This is a genomic window from Pseudomonas sp. M5A4_2d (assembly GCF_053345295.1).
The window spans coordinates 18604-35608 of sequence record NZ_JBKEZW010000004.1 but is presented as its reverse complement, the minus strand read 5'-3'; the positions used below and the strand labels follow the sequence as shown (position 1 = coordinate 35608).

15 protein-coding genes are annotated in these 17005 nt (G+C 58.9%); 6 read left to right on the top strand and 9 right to left on the bottom strand.

What is annotated here, in order from left to right; all coding sequences use genetic code 11:
* Positions 1-6: 6 nt before the first annotated feature.
* From rseP to rpsB, 8 genes are all read right to left on the bottom strand, one after another.
* The gene (rseP, locus tag ACLBW8_RS13195) at positions 7-1359 is read right to left on the bottom strand and encodes a sigma E protease regulator RseP (protein ID WP_064451156.1); all 1353 of its coding nucleotides are present in this window, start codon (positions 1357-1359) and stop codon (positions 7-9) included.
* Between the two features lie 53 nt (positions 1360-1412).
* Entirely contained in the window at positions 1413-2603 is a 1191-nt protein-coding gene (ispC, locus tag ACLBW8_RS13190) for a 1-deoxy-D-xylulose-5-phosphate reductoisomerase (RefSeq protein ID WP_064451155.1), read from the bottom strand.
* Positions 2600-3409: a phosphatidate cytidylyltransferase gene (locus ACLBW8_RS13185; RefSeq protein WP_447805542.1), complete on the bottom strand. Its 810-nt coding sequence runs from the start codon at positions 3407-3409 to the stop codon at positions 2600-2602. Before ACLBW8_RS13185 ends, ispC begins: the two co-directional genes overlap by 4 nt.
* Positions 3410-4165 (bottom strand): polyprenyl diphosphate synthase, encoded by a 756-nt coding sequence (uppS, locus tag ACLBW8_RS13180; protein ID WP_064451153.1) that lies wholly within the window; start codon positions 4163-4165, stop codon positions 3410-3412.
* A 17-nt stretch (positions 4166-4182) separates the two neighbouring features.
* Positions 4183-4740: a ribosome recycling factor gene (gene frr, locus ACLBW8_RS13175; protein WP_064451152.1), complete on the bottom strand. Its 558-nt coding sequence runs from the start codon at positions 4738-4740 to the stop codon at positions 4183-4185.
* A complete protein-coding gene (pyrH, locus tag ACLBW8_RS13170; RefSeq protein ID WP_003172271.1) occupies positions 4737-5480 on the bottom strand; it encodes a UMP kinase in 744 nt (247 codons plus the stop codon). Before pyrH ends, frr begins: the two co-directional genes overlap by 4 nt.
* A 211-nt stretch (positions 5481-5691) precedes the next feature.
* A complete protein-coding gene (gene tsf, locus ACLBW8_RS13165; RefSeq protein ID WP_058412423.1) occupies positions 5692-6555 on the bottom strand; it encodes a translation elongation factor Ts in 864 nt (287 codons plus the stop codon).
* Positions 6556-6757: 202 nt separating this feature from the next.
* A complete protein-coding gene (rpsB, locus tag ACLBW8_RS13160) occupies positions 6758-7495 on the bottom strand; it encodes a 30S ribosomal protein S2 (RefSeq protein WP_003219330.1) in 738 nt (245 codons plus the stop codon).
* Positions 7496-7881: 386 nt separating this feature from the next.
* On the opposite strand from rpsB, the gene map reads away from it, so the two are divergent.
* The 4 genes from map to ACLBW8_RS13140 all read left to right on the top strand — a co-directional run bounded on the left by map (position 7882) and on the right by ACLBW8_RS13140 (position 13701).
* Positions 7882-8664 (top strand): type I methionyl aminopeptidase, encoded by a 783-nt coding sequence (map, locus tag ACLBW8_RS13155; protein WP_053254735.1) that lies wholly within the window; start codon positions 7882-7884, stop codon positions 8662-8664.
* A gap of 65 nt (positions 8665-8729) precedes the next feature.
* A complete protein-coding gene (locus ACLBW8_RS13150) occupies positions 8730-11432 on the top strand; it encodes a [protein-PII] uridylyltransferase (RefSeq protein WP_447805541.1) in 2703 nt (900 codons plus the stop codon).
* Between the two features lie 178 nt (positions 11433-11610).
* The gene (dapC, locus tag ACLBW8_RS13145) at positions 11611-12810 is read left to right on the top strand and encodes a succinyldiaminopimelate transaminase (protein WP_064451150.1); all 1200 of its coding nucleotides are present in this window, start codon (positions 11611-11613) and stop codon (positions 12808-12810) included.
* Positions 12811-12936: 126 nt separating this feature from the next.
* A complete protein-coding gene (locus tag ACLBW8_RS13140; RefSeq protein ID WP_447805540.1) occupies positions 12937-13701 on the top strand; it encodes a M12 family metallopeptidase in 765 nt (254 codons plus the stop codon).
* 1 nt (position 13702) lies between these two features.
* Here the strand turns inward: ACLBW8_RS13140 and ACLBW8_RS13135 are convergent, their stop codons facing one another.
* Positions 13703-15346 carry a Na+/H+ antiporter gene (locus tag ACLBW8_RS13135; protein WP_259762934.1) on the bottom strand — a complete coding sequence of 548 codons (1644 nt, stop codon included), beginning with the start codon at positions 15344-15346 and terminating at the stop codon, positions 13703-13705.
* 214 nt (positions 15347-15560) lie between these two features.
* Here ACLBW8_RS13135 and ACLBW8_RS13130 point away from each other — a divergent pair, with 214 nt between their 5' ends.
* Both ACLBW8_RS13130 and dapD read left to right on the top strand, forming a co-directional pair.
* Positions 15561-15923, top strand: coding sequence for an ArsC family reductase (locus tag ACLBW8_RS13130; protein ID WP_438269318.1), 363 nt, complete (start codon positions 15561-15563; stop codon positions 15921-15923).
* Positions 15924-15954: 31 nt separating this feature from the next.
* A complete protein-coding gene (gene dapD / locus ACLBW8_RS13125) occupies positions 15955-16989 on the top strand; it encodes a 2,3,4,5-tetrahydropyridine-2,6-dicarboxylate N-succinyltransferase (RefSeq protein WP_064451063.1) in 1035 nt (344 codons plus the stop codon).
* Positions 16990-17005 lie beyond the last annotated feature (16 nt).

The following is a 17005-nucleotide window of genomic DNA, read 5'->3' as shown; positions in this document are numbered from 1 at the left end:
GAAGCGTTACAGTCGTCCCAGATCGTTGACCAGAGCTAACAACATCACCCCGACCACCAAACTGATACCGATCTGTATCCCCCAACCCTGCACCCGATCCGACAAGGGGCGACCACGCACCCACTCGACCAGATAAAACAACAGATGCCCCCCATCCAGTACTGGAATGGGCAGCAAATTCAGAACTCCAAGGCTAATACTCAGATAAGCCAGGAAATTCAGGAAATCCGCGACACCCGACTGGGCAGAAGCGCCCGCCACTTTAGCAATGGTTATCGGCCCACTCAAGTTTTTTACCGAGAGCTCGCCGAACAACATCTTCTTGAGCGATTCGAGGGTCAGCACACTCATGGTCCAAGTGCGTTTCGCACCCTCGCCAATCGCGGCCAACGGCCCGAAGCTGACCTCCCGCACCATCGAGGGCGGCCATTCGACACCTTTCACCCCAGCACCCAGGTAACCCCCGGCTGCCTTGGCCTCCCCGCGAACCGACAAGGTCACAGGGACGTCGATTTGAGCACCATCGCGCTCAACTTTCAGCACAATTTTGGTATCAGGGCGTACACGCACCAGATCGACCACTTGCTGCCAGTCGCCCAGCGCCTGACCATCAAGCGCCAACAGACGGTCGCCGGTTTTCAGACCTGCGGCTTGGGCCGGGCCTTTCGAATCGAGCTCGGCAAGCACCGGCGGCAACGCCGGACGCCATGGGCGAATCCCCAGGGACTTGATCGGGTCAGGCTCATCCGCACCCTTGAGCCAGTGGTCCAGCGCCAATTCACGGGGCGTTTCGGTGGTGGAATCCTGCTCGCGCACCACCACATTGATGGTGCCGCTTTCACCCATGCGGCGCACCAATTGCAAATTAACGGCGCCCCAGCCCGTGGTCGGCTCGCCATCAATGGAAACAATTTCCTGCCCAGCAACCAGGCCGGCCTTGGCCGCCATGCTGTCCGCCTCGACCGCACCAATCACCGGGCGTACCTGTTGGCTGCCCAACATGGCCAAGATCCAGAAGAACACCATCGCCAACAGAAAGTTGGCGATCGGGCCGGCTGCAACAATAGCGATACGCTGACGAACGGTCTTGCGATTGAAGGACTGGTCCACTTGATCTGCAGGCACTTCACCTTCGCGCTCGTCGAGCATCTTGACGTAGCCGCCAAGCGGAATGGCTGCAATCACGAACTCGGTGCCACGACGGTCGTGCCAACGCAGCAACGGCATGCCGAAACCGACGGAAAAGCGCAGTACCTTGACGCCGCAACGACGCGCCACCCAAAAGTGGCCGAATTCGTGGAAGGTAACCAGCACACCCAGAGCAACCAGGGTGCCGACAATCATGTAGAGCGCACTCATCTAATTTCTCCGCATTCCAATCCAGTACCTGAAGGCTAAAACCTGCCCACAGACTAACGCGCGTTGCGGTTCAACCATTGTCCGGCCAGGGTACGGGCCTTTGTATCCGCCTCGAACACTGCCCCTAAATCATTCACAGCCACTACCGGCTCAAGACTCAAAACGTCCTCGATGATACTCGCGATCTGCGGAAAACGGATGCGCCGGTCGAGAAACGCCGCCACAGCCACTTCGTTGGCCGCATTCAGCATGGCCGGCGCGCTGTTACCCGCCTCCGCCGCTTGCCGGGCCAAACGCAGGCACGGGAAGCGCTGCTCGTCCGGCGCTTCGAAGTCCAGGCGAGCAATGGCGAACAGATCCAACGGTGCAACACCGGAGTCAATCCGTTCCGGCCAGGCCAAAGCGTTGGCAATCGGCGTACGCATGTCGGGATTACCCAACTGCGCCAACACCGAACCGTCGACGTAGTCGACCAGGGAATGAATCACACTTTGCGGGTGGATTACCACCTCGACCTGATCAGGCTGCGCATCGAACAACCAGCAAGCCTCGATCAACTCCAGGCCTTTGTTCATCATGCTCGCCGAATCCACGGAGATCTTGCGCCCCATGGACCAGTTCGGGTGGGCGCAGGCCTGGTCAGGCGACACATGTTCAAGATCAGCCAGCGGAGTTTGACGGAACGGACCACCGGAAGCCGTAAGAAGAATCCGCCGCACACCTACCTGGCTCAAGCCACGGGCAAAATCACCGGGCATGCACTGGAAAATCGCGTTGTGCTCACTGTCGAGAGGCAGCAACACCGCGCCGCTCTTGCGTACCGCCTGCATAAAGAGTGTGCCGGACATGACCAGCGCTTCTTTATTGGCCAGCAAAATCTTCTTGCCAGCATCCACTGCCGCCAGTGTCGGACGCAAACCCGCCGCCCCGACAATGGCTGCCACCACCGTATCCACCTCGGCGTCGGACGACACCTGGCACAAGCCCTCCTCGCCCACCAACACTTGTGTGGCAAGGCCGGCGGCCCGCAGATCGTCCTGCAAGCCTCGCGCGGCAGTTGCTTCAGGCACTACCGCGAAACGCGGCGCATGGCGCACACACAGGGCCAGCAACTCGCTCAACCGCGTAAAGCCGGTGAGGGCAAAGACTTGATAGCGGTCAGGATGTCGCGCGATCACATCCAGCGTACTCAGCCCGACCGAACCGGTCGCACCCAGTACGGTCACCTGCTGCAGGCGGCTCACGAAGCAGTCATCCACAACAGCACGGCAAAAATCGGAATCGCCGCGGTGAGACTGTCAATACGGTCCAGCACGCCGCCATGGCCCGGCAGCAGATTGCTGCTGTCCTTGATCCCGGCCTGACGCTTGAACATGCTTTCCGTAAGGTCGCCGACCACCGAAATAAACACCACGATTGCTGTACCCAACAACGCCAGGAATATCTCGCTCAGCGACCAGTCACGTACAACACCGACTACCAGCGTGATCAGCAACGTCAACGCCAAGCCGCCGTAAACGCCTTCCCAGCTCTTGCCTGGGCTGACGGCGGGCGCCAGCTTGCGTTTGCCGAAGGCACGGCCGGAGAAATAGGCACCAATGTCGGCACCCCACACCAACACCATCACCGCCATGATCAACCAGTTGCCCATCGGCGCATTCTTGATTTCCACCAACCCTTGCCAGGCCGGCAGCAGAATCAACAAGCCAATCACCAGCTTGCTGGCAACACTGGACCACTGCCCACTGGTGCGCGGATAGGTCAACACAAGGAAGATCGCAAGCGCCCACCACAATACCGCCGCCCCCAATACCCAAGGCACGACGATGCTCGACAGGGTATGCATCAGGAACAGCAACAGCGCCACAACCGCGGCGTATGCCACACGCGGCAACTGTGCGTTGAAGCCCGCCAGGCGCGCCCATTCCCAGGCACCCAGGGTCACCACCAGGCCGATAAACAGCGCAAAGCTGGAACCGTCGAGCAGGAAAAAACCGCACAGGGCAATCGGCAGCAGGATCAATGCTGTGATGATTCGTTGTTTAAGCATTTAAACCCGGGCTCCAGCTTCGATCTGCTCGCTCGTTTTACCGAAGCGACGCTGACGGGAAGCGAAATCGGCCAGCGCATTACGCATGGCATCGTGTTTGAAGTCCGGCCAGAACAGGTCGGAGAAGTACAGCTCGGTATAGGCCAGCTGCCACAGCAGGAAATTACTGATGCGGTGCTCGCCGCCGGTACGGATGCACAAGTCTGGCAGCGGCAAGTCGCCGGTTACCAGGCAGGTTTGCAACAGTTCGGGCGTAATGTCGTCGGGCCGCAGATGCCCGGCCTGCACTTCGCGGGCAAGGCGCTGTGCAGCCTGGGCGATATCCCACTGGCCACCGTAGTTGGCTGCAATCTGCAATACAAAACGGTTGCTGCCCGCGGTGATGGCCTCGGCTTCGCGCATGGCCGCTTGCAGTTCCGGATGGAACCGCGAGCGATCACCAATGATGCGCAGGCTGATGTTGTTGTCGTTGAGGCGCTTGGCCTCACGACGCAAGGCCTTGAAGAACAGGTCCATCAAGGCGCTGACTTCTTCGGCCGGCCGCTGCCAGTTCTCACTGGAGAAGGCAAACAGAGTCAACACTTCGACCTTGGCCTCGGCACACACCTCAATCACGGCGCGCACCGCATCGACACCCGCTTTATGCCCGGCAACACCCGGCATAAAGCGTTTTTTCGCCCAGCGATTATTCCCATCCATGATGATCGCGACATGGCGCGGCACCGCGGAGGGCACAGTCTGCTTGGTCTTTTCCATGAAGGCGTCCTGACCCCTTATACGGCCATCAGGTCCTTTTCTTTTTCTTCCGTGGCCTTGGTGATCTGGGCCTCGGCATCTTTGGTCAGCTTATCGATATCGGCGACGGCACGACGCTCTTCGTCTTCGCTGATTTCCTTGTCCTTGACCAGTTTCTTCAGGTCGCCCAAAGCATCACGACGGATGTTACGCACTGCAACCCGCGCATCTTCAGCCGCACTGCGTGCCTGCTTGGTGAAGCCCTTGCGGGTCTCTTCGGTCAGGGCAGGCATGGAGATCAGCAACAACTCGCCCAGGTTGGTCGGGTTGAGGTTCAGGCCAGCGCTCTGAATGGCTTTGTCGACAGCGCCGAGCATGTTGCGCTCGAAGGCCACGACTTGCAGAGTGCGCGAGTCTTTAACGGTGATGTTGGCCACCTGGGTGATAGAGGTGTCAGTACCGTAGTACGGCACCATCACACTACCCAAGATGCTTGGGTGGGCCTTGCCGGTACGAATCTGACCGAATGCATGGGCCAGAGACTCCAGGGATTTGTGCATACGCTCTTGAGCGTCTTTCTTGATTTCGTTGATCATTGTTGGCCTTCCTCGATCAGAGTCCCTTCCGCGCCGCCGTGTACGATGTTCAGCAGGGCGCCGGGCTTGTTCATGTTAAATACGCGCAGCGGCATCTTGTGGTCGCGGCACAGGCAAATAGCCGTCAGGTCCATCACGCCCAGCTTGCGATCCAGCACTTCATCGTAGGTCAGATGATCGAACTTCTCGGCATGCGGGTCTTTGAATGGGTCTGCGGTGTATACGCCATCCACCTTGGTGGCCTTGAGCACTACGTCAGCATCGATTTCGATGGCGCGCAGGCAAGCAGCCGAATCCGTGGTGAAGAACGGGTTGCCGGTACCGGCAGCAAAGATCACCACTTCTTTAGCGTTCAGGTGGCGCATGGCTTTGCGGCGATCATAGTGATCGGTCACGCCGACCATGGAAATAGCCGACATCACGATTGCCGAGATATTGGCACGCTCCAGGGCGTCACGCATGGCCAGGGCGTTCATCACAGTGGCCAGCATGCCCATGTGGTCGCCGGTAACCCGATCCATACCCGCGGCACTCAGTGCCGCGCCGCGGAACAAGTTACCGCCGCCGATCACCAGGCCGACCTGGACACCGATACCCACCAGCTGGCCGACTTCCAGTGCCATGCGGTCGAGTACCTTGGGATCGATCCCGAACTCTTCCGAGCCCATCAGGGCCTCGCCGCTAAGCTTGAGTAGAATGCGTTTATAGCGAGCCTGATAACCACTGCCCTGCTGAGCCATTGCGAATCTCTCCTGCGGCGTATTTTTTAAAAATTCTTGGCGAGCCGTTTACGGCTTGCGTTCACTCTAGCTGGACGCTATCACAGCGCCATCGGAACACGGCTTTGTAAGCCAGTTCCGACAGGAAACCAAATAAAATTGGCCTTCCCATTTGAAAAGAGGCTGCGCGCGTGAGCGGGCAGCCTCTTTCGGGCGACAGTTGAAAACTGTCTTATTGCTTGGCGGCAGCCAGCTGGGCAGCAACTTCTTCAGCGAAGTTGTCGACCGGCTTCTCGATGCCGTCGCCTACTTTGTAGTAGGTGAAGGAAACGATTTCAGCACCGGCTTTCTTGGCCAGTTCGCCAACCTTGATCTCAGGGTTCTTGACGAACGCCTGCTCAACCAGGCTCGCTTCAGCCAGGAACTTGCTGATACGGCCTTTGATCATGTTTTCAACGATGTTTTCCGGCTTGCCGGCGATCTTGTCAGCGTTGAGACTCAGGAACACGGCTTTTTCGCGTTCGATTGCGTCAGCGGAGACTTCCGATGGCAGCAGGAATTCAGGATTGCTGGCCGCTACGTGCATAGCGATGTCTTTAGCCAGCTCAACGTCGCCGCCTTTCAGGGCAACCACAACGCCGATTTTGTTGCCGTGCAGGTAGCCACCAACCACATCACCTTCGATGCGAGCCAGGCGACGGATGTTGACGTTTTCGCCAACTTTACCAACCAGTACCAGGCGATCAGCTTCTTGAGCTTCGATCAACGGCTCGACGGTGGTCAGCTTGTCGTCGAATGCTTTCTTGACGCTGGCAGCAACGAATGCCTTGAAGTCGTCCTGCAGAGCCAGGAAGTCGGTCTGCGAGTTCACTTCCAGCAGAACTGCGGCTTTACCGTCTTCAACCAGAGCGATAGCGCCTTCAGCAGCGACGTTGCCTGCTTTCTTGGCAGCCTTGATGGCGCCGGAAGCACGCATGTCATCAATGGCTTTTTCGATGTCGCCGCCGGCCTTGGTCAAGGCCTTTTTGCAATCCATCATGCCTTCGCCGGTACGCTCACGCAGTTCTTTAACCAACGCTGCAGTAATCTCTGCCATTTCAAAATCCTCTTGGATAGGTTTTCAACCATTCCACCCGATCAAACGGGCGATCAATTCTTCCCGAATCTCCGTTGTAGGCCGCTGCACGTTACAGAGCAATGATGCGCTGCCACAAGTGGGCGCCAACAAATGGTTTTCGAGGTGGCAAAAAGGGGGCCAAGCCCCCTTTTTGCTTACTGAGTCAACGCCAGGGCGTCAATTACTCAGCTGCGGCTACCGGAGCTTCTTCAACGAACTGCTCGGTACCACCAGCAACGTGGTTGCGACCACGGATTACAGCGTCAGCCATCGAACCCATGTACAGCTGGATAGCGCGGATTGCGTCATCGTTGCCTGGGATGATGTAGTCAACGCCTTCCGGGCTGCTGTTGGTATCGACTACGCCGATAACAGGGATGCCCAGCTTGTTGGCTTCGGTGATCGCGATGCGCTCGTGATCAACGTCGATAACGAACAGTGCGTCAGGCAGACCGCCCATGTCCTTGATACCACCCAGGGAACGATCGAGCTTTTCCAGGTCGCGAGTGCGCATCAGCGCCTCTTTCTTGGTCAGCTTGGCGAAAGTACCGTCTTCGGCTTGCACTTCAAGGTCACGCAGACGCTTGATGGAAGCACGGATGGTTTTGAAGTTGGTCAGCATGCCGCCCAACCAGCGGTGATCGACGTACGGCGAACCGCAACGTGCTGCTTCTTCAGCAACGATCTTGCCAGCGGAACGCTTGGTGCCGACGAACAGAATCTTGTTTTTGCCCTGTGCCAGGCGCTCTACGAAAGTCAGAGCTTCGTTGAACATTGGCAGGGTTTTTTCAAGGTTGATGATGTGGATCTTGTTACGCGCGCCGAAAATGTACTTACCCATTTTCGGGTTCCAGTAACGGGTCTGGTGACCGAAGTGCACACCGGCCTTCAGCATATCGCGCATATTGACTTGGGACATGATAGTTCCTTAATAAGTCGGGTTTGGCCTCCACGTATCCCAATGACCAACCAGCGGCATTCGCCTCCGGCACCCAGGTCATCGTGTCGACACGTGTGTGGATTTAAGCTTTGCGGGGTATCCCCGGAAAGCGGCGCATTTTATACCACACGAAGGACGAAAACGAAACCCGCAATCACATTTGCCGTCTTCCGCTTTTGCGTAAGCCTTTGAATAGAGCCAGTATGCCCCCACCTTAATAGAGAGAAGCGATCGTCAGACGCTCATGATTTGCCGCGCGCGTCTGTTAGAATCACGTTTTTTGGGGCTTGTGCGAATTCTGTAACCTTTTGTCGCACGCCCGTAAACCGTATTGATTTCAGCGCGTCGCGCTAGAGAGAGCCTGTATGACCGTTACCTTGAAAACCGCCGAAGACATCGCAGGCATGCGCGTTGCCGGCAAACTGGCTGCCGACGTGCTGGAAATGATTGCCGAACACGTCAAGCCTGGCGTCACCACCGAAGCCCTGGACCGCATCTGCCACGACTATATAGTCGATGTGCAAAAAGCCATTCCTGCCCCGCTCAACTACAAGGGCTTTCCCAAGTCGATCTGCACCTCGATCAACCACGTGGTCTGCCACGGCATTCCGGGTGACAAGCCGTTGAAGGACGGCGACACCCTGAACATTGACGTCACCGTGATCAAGGATGGCTATCACGGCGACACCAGCCGCATGTTCCACGTAGGTACCGTGCCGGTCTGGGCCGAACGCCTGTCCCAGGTCACCCAGGAATGCATGTACAAGGCTATCGAGATCGTGAAACCCGGCTGCCGCCTGGGCGATATCGGTGAAGTGATCCAGAAGCACGCTGAAAAGAACGGTTTCTCGGTCGTCCGCGAATTCTGTGGCCATGGCATCGGCAAGGTGTTCCATGAGGAACCGCAGATCCTGCACTACGGCCGCGCCGGTACCGGCATGGAACTGAAAGCGGGCATGACCTTCACCATCGAGCCGATGATCAACCAGGGCAAGGCCGACACCAAGGTGCTGGGCGACGGCTGGACCGCTATCACCAAGGACCGCAAGCTCTCGGCCCAGTGGGAACACACCCTGCTGGTCACCGACACCGGCTACGAGATCTTCACCTTGCGCGCAGACGACACGATCCCACGCGTTTCGGCTTGAATTGTTGCCTTGGTTTTCCCCAGCAACCCTGTGACTGATTGATAGATAGAAAGGAAAGCCGATCGATGCCCCAGGTGGATCCCGAACTCTTCGACCGTGGCCAGTTCCAGGCCGAACTGGCACTGAAGGCAAGCCCCATTGCCGCCTTCAAGAAGGCTATCCGCCAGGCCCGCGAGGTGCTTGATGAGCGCTTTCGCAGCGGCCGGGACATTCGTCGGCTGATCGAGGACCGCGCCTGGTTCGTCGACAATATCCTGCAAAAAGCCTGGGAGCAGTTCAGCTGGAGTGAAGACGCCGATATCGCCCTGGTGGCGGTTGGCGGCTATGGTCGCGGCGAACTGCACCCCTACTCCGACATCGACCTGCTGATCCTGCTGGACAGCGCCGATCATGAGATCTTTCGCGATTCCATCGAGCGTTTTCTGACGCTGCTGTGGGATATCGGCCTGGAAGTCGGCCAAAGCGTACGCTCGGTGGACGAATGCGCCGAAGAGGCTCGCGCCGACCTGACAGTTATCACCAACCTGATGGAAAGCCGCACCGTCGCAGGCCCCGAGCGCCTGCGCCAGCGCATGCTGGAAGTTACCAGCACCGCCCATATGTGGCCGAGCAAGGACTTCTTCCTGGCCAAGCGTGCCGAGCAGAAAGCCCGGCACCACAAATACAACGACACCGAATACAACCTGGAGCCCAACGTCAAAGGCTCACCGGGCGGGCTGCGGGATATCCAGACGATCCTGTGGGTTGCGCGTCGCCAATACGGCACCCTGAACCTGCGCGCGCTCGCCGGTGAAGGCTTCCTGGTAGAAAGCGAAAACGCACTGCTGGCGTCGTCCCAGGAGTTCCTGTGGAAGGTGCGCTACGCCCTGCACATGCTCGCCGGGCGCTCCGAAGACCGCTTGCTGTTCGACCATCAGCGCTCCATCGCCACCCTGCTCGGGTTTGAAGGCGAAGATGCAAAAACCAGCATCGAAAGCTTCATGCAGCAGTATTACCGGGTGGTCATGAGCATTGCCCAGCTCAGCGACCTGATCATCCAGCACTTCGAAGAAGTGATCCTGGCCCCCGAAGACGAAGCACCGCCGCAGCCGATCAACTCTCGCTTCCAGTTGCACGACGGCTACATCGAGGCGCGCAACGACAATGTGTTCCGTCGCACGCCTTTCGCCATGCTGGAAATCTTCGTACTGATGGCCCAGCAGCCGGAAATCAAAGGCGTACGTGCCGATACCATCCGCCTGCTGCGGGAAAACCGTCACCTGATCGACGACGACTTTCGCAACGATATTCGCAACACCAGCCTGTTTATCGAGCTGTTCAAATGCAAGATCGGCATCCACCGCAACCTGCGGCGGATGAACCGTTACGGCATCCTCGGGCGTTATCTGCCGGAATTCGGCTTTATCGTCGGGCAGATGCAGCACGACCTGTTCCACATCTATACCGTGGACGCTCACACCCTGAACCTGATCAAACACCTGCGTAAGTTGCAGTACACCCAGGTGTCAGAGAAATTCCCGCTAGCCAGTAAGCTGATGGCCAAGCTGCCCAAGCCCGAGCTGATTTACCTGGCCGGCCTGTACCACGACATCGGCAAAGGCCGTCATGGTGACCACTCGGAGATCGGCGCGGTCGATGCCGAGGCGTTCTGCCAGCGCCATCAACTGCCACTGTGGGACAGCCGCCTGATCGTCTGGCTGGTGCAGAACCACTTGGTGATGTCGACGACCGCGCAACGCAAGGACTTGTCCGACCCGCAGGTGATCCACGATTTCGCCGGGATCGTCGGCGATGAAACCCGTCTCGACTATCTCTATGTGCTGACCGTCTCCGACATCAACGCCACCAACCCGACCCTGTGGAACTCCTGGCGCGCCAGCCTGCTGCGCCAGCTCTACACCGAGACCAAGCGCGCACTGCGCCGTGGCCTGGAAAACCCGGTGGACCGCGAAGAACAGATCCGCCGCACCCAAAGCGCGGCCCTGGACATCCTCGTGCGCGGCGGCAATGACCCGGATGATGTCGAGCAGCTGTGGTCGCAACTGGGTGACGATTACTTCCTGCGTCATACCGCAGGTGACGTGGCTTGGCACAGTGATGCGATCCTGCAGCAGCCGGCCGATGGCGGCCCGCTGGTGCTGATCAAGGAAACCACCCAGCGCGAATTCGAGGGCGGCACGCAGATCTTCATCTACGCGCCCGACCAGCACGACTTCTTCGCCGTGACGGTGGCCGCCATGGACCAGCTCAACTTGAACATCCATGACGCCCGAGTCATCACCTCGAGCAGCCAGTTCACCCTCGACACCTACATCGTGCTTGATACCGAAGGCGACTCGATTGGCGACAACCCGGTGCGCGTGAAAAAGATCCGCGAAGGCCTCACCGAAGCCCTGCGCAACCCGGACGACTACCCGACCATCATCCAGCGCCGGGTGCCGCGCCAGCTCAAGCACTTCGCCTTTGCGCCCCAGGTGACCATTTCCAACGACGCCCAGCGCCCAGTGACGGTGCTGGAACTCAGCGCACCGGATCGCCCAGGCTTGCTGGCGCGAATCGGCGGGATCTTCCTGGAGTTCGACCTTTCGTTGCAAAACGCCAAGATCGCGACCCTCGGCGAGCGCGTGGAAGACGTGTTCTTCATTACCGATGCCGAAAACCAGCCATTGTCCGACCCGGAGCTGTGCCGGCGTTTACAGGAAGCTATCGTGCAGCAATTGAGCGTGACCCAGGAACCCGGTGTCGAGCTGTCCAGACTGACGATATGAACACCCAATTTCACTGTATGGGCGGGCTTGTGTGGGAGCGGGCTTGCTCGCGAATGCGGTGGTTCAGTCGACATCTACAGTGACTGACATCCCGCTTTCGCGAGCAAGCCCGCTCCCACGTTTGAATTGCTTCGCCTGACAGACCGCATGCTTTCAACCGAATTTGACGAGATTTGCGATGAACAACGCCCTGAACCAACTGCAGCCCTACCCGTTCGAGAAACTGCGCGCCCTGCTCGGTAGCGTCACGCCGAACCCGAGCAAACGTCCGATCGCACTGTCCATCGGCGAGCCTAAGCACAAATCCCCGGCATTCGTGGCCGAAGCGCTGAGCAACAACCTCGACCAGATGGCCGTGTACCCGACCACCCTGGGCATCCCGGCGCTGCGCGAGGCCATCGGCGCCTGGTGCGAACGCCGCTTCAACGTGCCCAACGGCTGGCTGGACCCGGCGCGCAATATCCTGCCGGTCAACGGCACCCGCGAGGCACTGTTTGCCTTCACCCAAACCGTGGTCAATCGCGGTGAAGATGCACTGGTGGTGAGCCCGAACCCGTTCTACCAGATCTACGAAGGCGCGGCGTTCCTGGCCGGGGCCAAGCCGCACTACCTGCCGTGCCTTGACGCCAACGGCTTCAACCCGGATTTCGACGCCGTGTCGCCGGACGTCTGGAAACGCTGCCAGATCCTGTTCCTGTGCTCCCCGGGCAACCCGACCGGCGCGCTGATCCCGGTAGAAACACTGAAAAAACTCATCGCGCTGGCCGACGAGTACGACTTCGTGATCGCCGCCGACGAGTGCTACAGCGAGCTGTACTTCGACGAACAAACCCCGCCGCCGGGCCTGCTGAGCGCCTGCGTCGAACTGGGCCGCCAGGACTTCAAGCGCTGCGTGGTGTTCCACAGCCTGTCCAAGCGCTCCAACCTGCCGGGCCTGCGCTCCGGCTTTGTCGCCGGCGACGCCGACATCCTCAAGGCTTTCCTGCTGTACCGCACCTACCACGGCTGCGCGATGCCGGTGCAAACGCAGCTGGCAAGCATTGCCGCCTGGCAGGACGAAGCGCACGTGCAGGCCAACCGTGACCTGTACCGGGAAAAGTTCGACGCTGTGCTGGCGATTCTCAAGCCGGTAATGGACGTACAAAACCCGGACGGCGGTTTCTACCTATGGCCGAATATCGAAGGTGATGACGCGGCGTTTTGCCGGGACTTGTTCGTGGAAGAACACGTGACCGTCGTGCCGGGCTCGTACCTGTCGCGTGAAGTCGATGGTTTCAACCCAGGCGCAGGGCGCGTGCGCATGGCACTGGTTGCGCCACTGGCCGAGTGTGTAGAAGCCGCCGAACGGATTCGCGACTTTATCCAGCGCCGCGGTTGATACACGTGCCGCCTCCGCACCTTGGGGGCGGCCGTTACCGACTCATCCGGTAAACCAAAATCTGGAACAGAAACCCGTAAAAGCCCCACCCAAGCTGATCTGACTTAAACGCTTCGGTGAAAACCCATGACGCTTCCTATCCCGCCCCATTACGCCCCTGCCTACGCGGTGCACGACACTGCTGCCGACCCCATCGAAACCCCGCACCCCGCCCTCATCAGAAATAAACGCGGCGTAGCCGACCCCGACAAAACATGGCCTCAACATTCAGTCTTGAACATTTCTTTGTTGAACATGACGCAAGAACAAAAGAAGTGGGTAAAGCACAACATTAATCAGTGGGCTCCCCACACCAATCTCTATTTCAAATTTGTTGATACCCCCAACGGCGACATCAGAATCATCGCGAACAATGACACCAGCAACGCATGGTCAAAGATTGGCACAGATGCCAAAAAGGTAGCGCAGCCGACGCCCACAATGAGCATTGGTTTTAAAGGCTCGCCGGCGAATATCGCGGCCACGGTCCAGCATGAGTTCGGCCACGCCCTGGGCTTGAAACATGAACACCAGCACCCTGATCAACCATTGGAATTCAATAATCAAACCATTTACGACGATTATGAATCGTGGGGGAAATTCCAATGGCAAGCTGATCACAACATCATCCAGAAACTCCCGCACGATAAAGTAAAGGTCTCGCCCTATGATAAGACCTCCATCATGCACTACGGATTTCCTGCCTCATGGCTCAGCAACGGCAACCCCATCCCTTCCAGCACACACCTGTCTGAAGGCGATAAGCGCTTCATACAGTCACTCTACCCAACGGATAATTCATTTTTCGGAAAGCTCCTCAACACCTCGATCCGGGCGATGATCAACGCCTGAATTATTTAATACTGCCCAAGTTCGCTTCACTCATATCCAAGTCCGCCAATACTTCTCGCAGTACATCATCACCAATCTGGTGATGGCGGCTCAGGCTGTACAACTCCAAGCGCTGCGCGCGCAGGGCCTTGAGCCGCAATTTGCGCTCCAACTGGTCCATCTGCTGCGCCAGCGCCTGGGCTTCGGCGGAGTCGTTGAACACTTCCAATTGATGGCGATATTCCGACATTAGCCGCGCCTTGAGCTCAGCGGCCAGCGCGGCCTGGGCGGCGTCCGGGGTTTCGGTTTCTGCAGGCTCCTCGGCTTCAAGGGCATGGATTGCGGCCACGGCGGTCTTTTTCCACGCCTCGCGCACTTCGTTGTGGCGCTTTTCATCGGGGCTCTGTTCGATGCCGCGCAACAGCAACGGCAAGGCGATACAGGCGGCGACCAGCGATAGCAGAATCACGCCGGCAGCGATGAAAATCAGCAGGTCACGCTCAGGAAAGTCCTGCCCCGGCGCCAGCAACAAAGGTACCGACATCACACCCGCCAGGGTCACCGCCCCGCGCACACCACCGACGGTCAGCAGCCAGCAGGAACGGGCGGTCGGCACCAGGGTCAGCTCGCTTTTCCCACGTAATCGACGCAGCAGGCCTGACAGTCGCCAGATGCTCTGCACCCAGATAAAACGCAGCACCACCAGCACCAGGAAGATCGCCACGACCTCCATGCAGCGATACAACAAGGCGGGCCACAGCGTCGGCTCATGGCTGACCACGGCCTTGATGATGTCCGGCAGTTGCAGGCCCAACAGCAGGAAAATCAGCCCATTGAACGCAAACTCCAACAGCGACCAGACGCTGCGATTGAGCAAGCGCGTGCTGGTCTGGCGTGGCAACAGATCGAGCCAGCTTTGCATCATGCCAGCCGCCACTGCGGAGAGAATGCCCGAGGCGCCCAGGCGCTCAGCCAATACATACGCGGCAAACGGCAGCAGCAACATGAACACTACGTGAGTGGCCGGGTCGTCCCAGCCACGCGCGATCATCCATGTACGTAGCCGGCCGACCAGCCAGCTCAGCGCTACACCCACCGCTAGGCCACCCACCGCAACCAGCACGAAGGTCAGGCTGGCATCCGCCAGGGAGAACACGCCGGTCAATGCCGCCGCGAGGGCGAACTTGAAGGTCACCAGACCCGAGGCATCATTCATCAACGCTTCGCCCTGAAGCATGTGCATCAGCGGCTTGGGCAAACGATTTTGGGCAATGGCCGACACCGCCACCGCATCCGTCGGTGATAAAACAGCTGCGAGGGCGAAGGCCACTGGCAACGGGATCGTAGGCAAAATCCAATGAATGAAGTAGCCAGCGCCGACCACGGTGAACAGCACCAACCCCACCGCCAACGTCAGAATCGGGCCGCGCAATCGCCACAACTCGCGCTTGGGCATGCGCCAGCCATCGGAGAACAACAAGGGAGGCAAGAACAGAAACAGGAACAGTTCGGGGTCCAGCGCCACATGCAGCCCCAACGTAGGCCAGGCCAACAAGGCGCCCGCAGCGATCTGCACCAAGGGTAAAGGCAGAGGGATCACACGCCCGACAAGACGCGAAACACTGACCAGCATCAGTAGGATAAGAACGGTATAGGCGGTTTGCATCACGCGGGTTTCCCGGACAATCGACTTGCAACGACACACATCAGGCAACAACTGGCCGTTGAAGTGCCATATTACCCGGCTATGTTACCTGCCTATGCTGCGCGCTGGCTTTTGCACAAAAGTCGCACGATGCTGACCAGCGGCACCCAAATGCTCTAGGCATGGCATAATCCGTGACCTTTCGTTTTCCATTGGCCCAAAGGGGGGCAATTCCTTGACCGTTTCAAGCAAAACGTTGCACCTTTTCGGCATCAAAGCCTGCGACACCATGAAAAAGGCCCGCACCTGGCTCGATGAGCACGCTGTGAGCTATGAGTTCCACGACTACAAAACGGCCGGTATCGACCGCGAACACTTGACCCAATGGTGCAACGAGCACGGTTGGCAGGTGGTTTTGAACCGTGCGGGCACCACCTTTCGCAAACTCGAAGACGAACGCAAAGCCGATCTCGATCAGTCGAAAGCCATTGAATTGATGCTCGCACAACCCTCGATGATCAAGCGCCCGGTGCTTGATCTCGGTGACAGAACCCTGATTGGCTTCAAGCCAGATAGTTATTCGGCAGCCCTCAAGTAGGCCAGCCTTCCATTTTTGTAGAGGTAACAGCATGTCCAATTCCCTGTTCAGCCTGGGCTTCGGCGTCGGCACTCAGAACCGCCAAGGTGCTTGGCTGGAAGTGTTTTACGCACAACCGCTGCTCAACCCATCGGCCGAAATCATCGCTGCCATCGCACCGATCCTGGGTTACACCGAAGGTAACCAGGCCATCACGTTCACCGTCTCCCAGGCCCTGCAACTGGCCGACGCACTCAAAGGCGTCGACACAGCCCAAGCCGCCCTGCTGAGCCGCCTGGCTGAAAGCCACACTCCGCTGGTCGCGACCCTGCTGGCCGAAGACGCTGCACTGACCTCCACGCCTGAGGCCTACCTCAAGTTGCACCTGCTGTCCCATCGCCTGGTCAAGCCGCACGGCCTGAGCCTGGCCGGTGTGTTCCCGCAACTGCCGAACGTGGCATGGACCAGCCAGGGCGCGATCGACATCAATGAGCTGGCCGAGCGCCAACTGGAAGCCCGCCTGCGTGGCGAGCTGCTGGAAGTGTTCTCGGTGGACAAGTTCCCGAAAATGACCGACTACGTGGTCCCGGCCGGCGTGCGTATCGCTGACGCTGCGCGTATCCGCCTGGGCGCCTACGTGGGCGAAGGCACCACCGTGATGCACGAAGGTTTCGTCAACTTCAACGCCGGTACCGAAGGCCCGGGCATGATCGAAGGCCGTGTATCGGCTGGCGTCTTCGTCGGCAAAGGTTCGGACCTGGGCGGCGGTTGCTCCACCATGGGCACACTGTCGGGCGGCGGCAACATTGTGATCAAGGTAGGCGAAGGCTGCCTGATCGGCGCTAACGCCGGTATCGGCATCCCGCTGGGCGACCGCAACACCGTGGAATCGGGCCTGTACGTAACCGCCGGGACCAAGGTTGCACTGCTGGACGAGCAGAACCAACTGGTCAAAGTGGTCAAGGCGCGCGAGCTGGCCGGTCAACCTGACTTGCTGTTCCGCCGTAATTCCGAGACCGGTGCCGTGGAGTGCAAAACCCACAAATCGGCCATCGAACTGAACGAAGCGCTGCACGCTCACAACTAAGCAGCCACTCGATGCC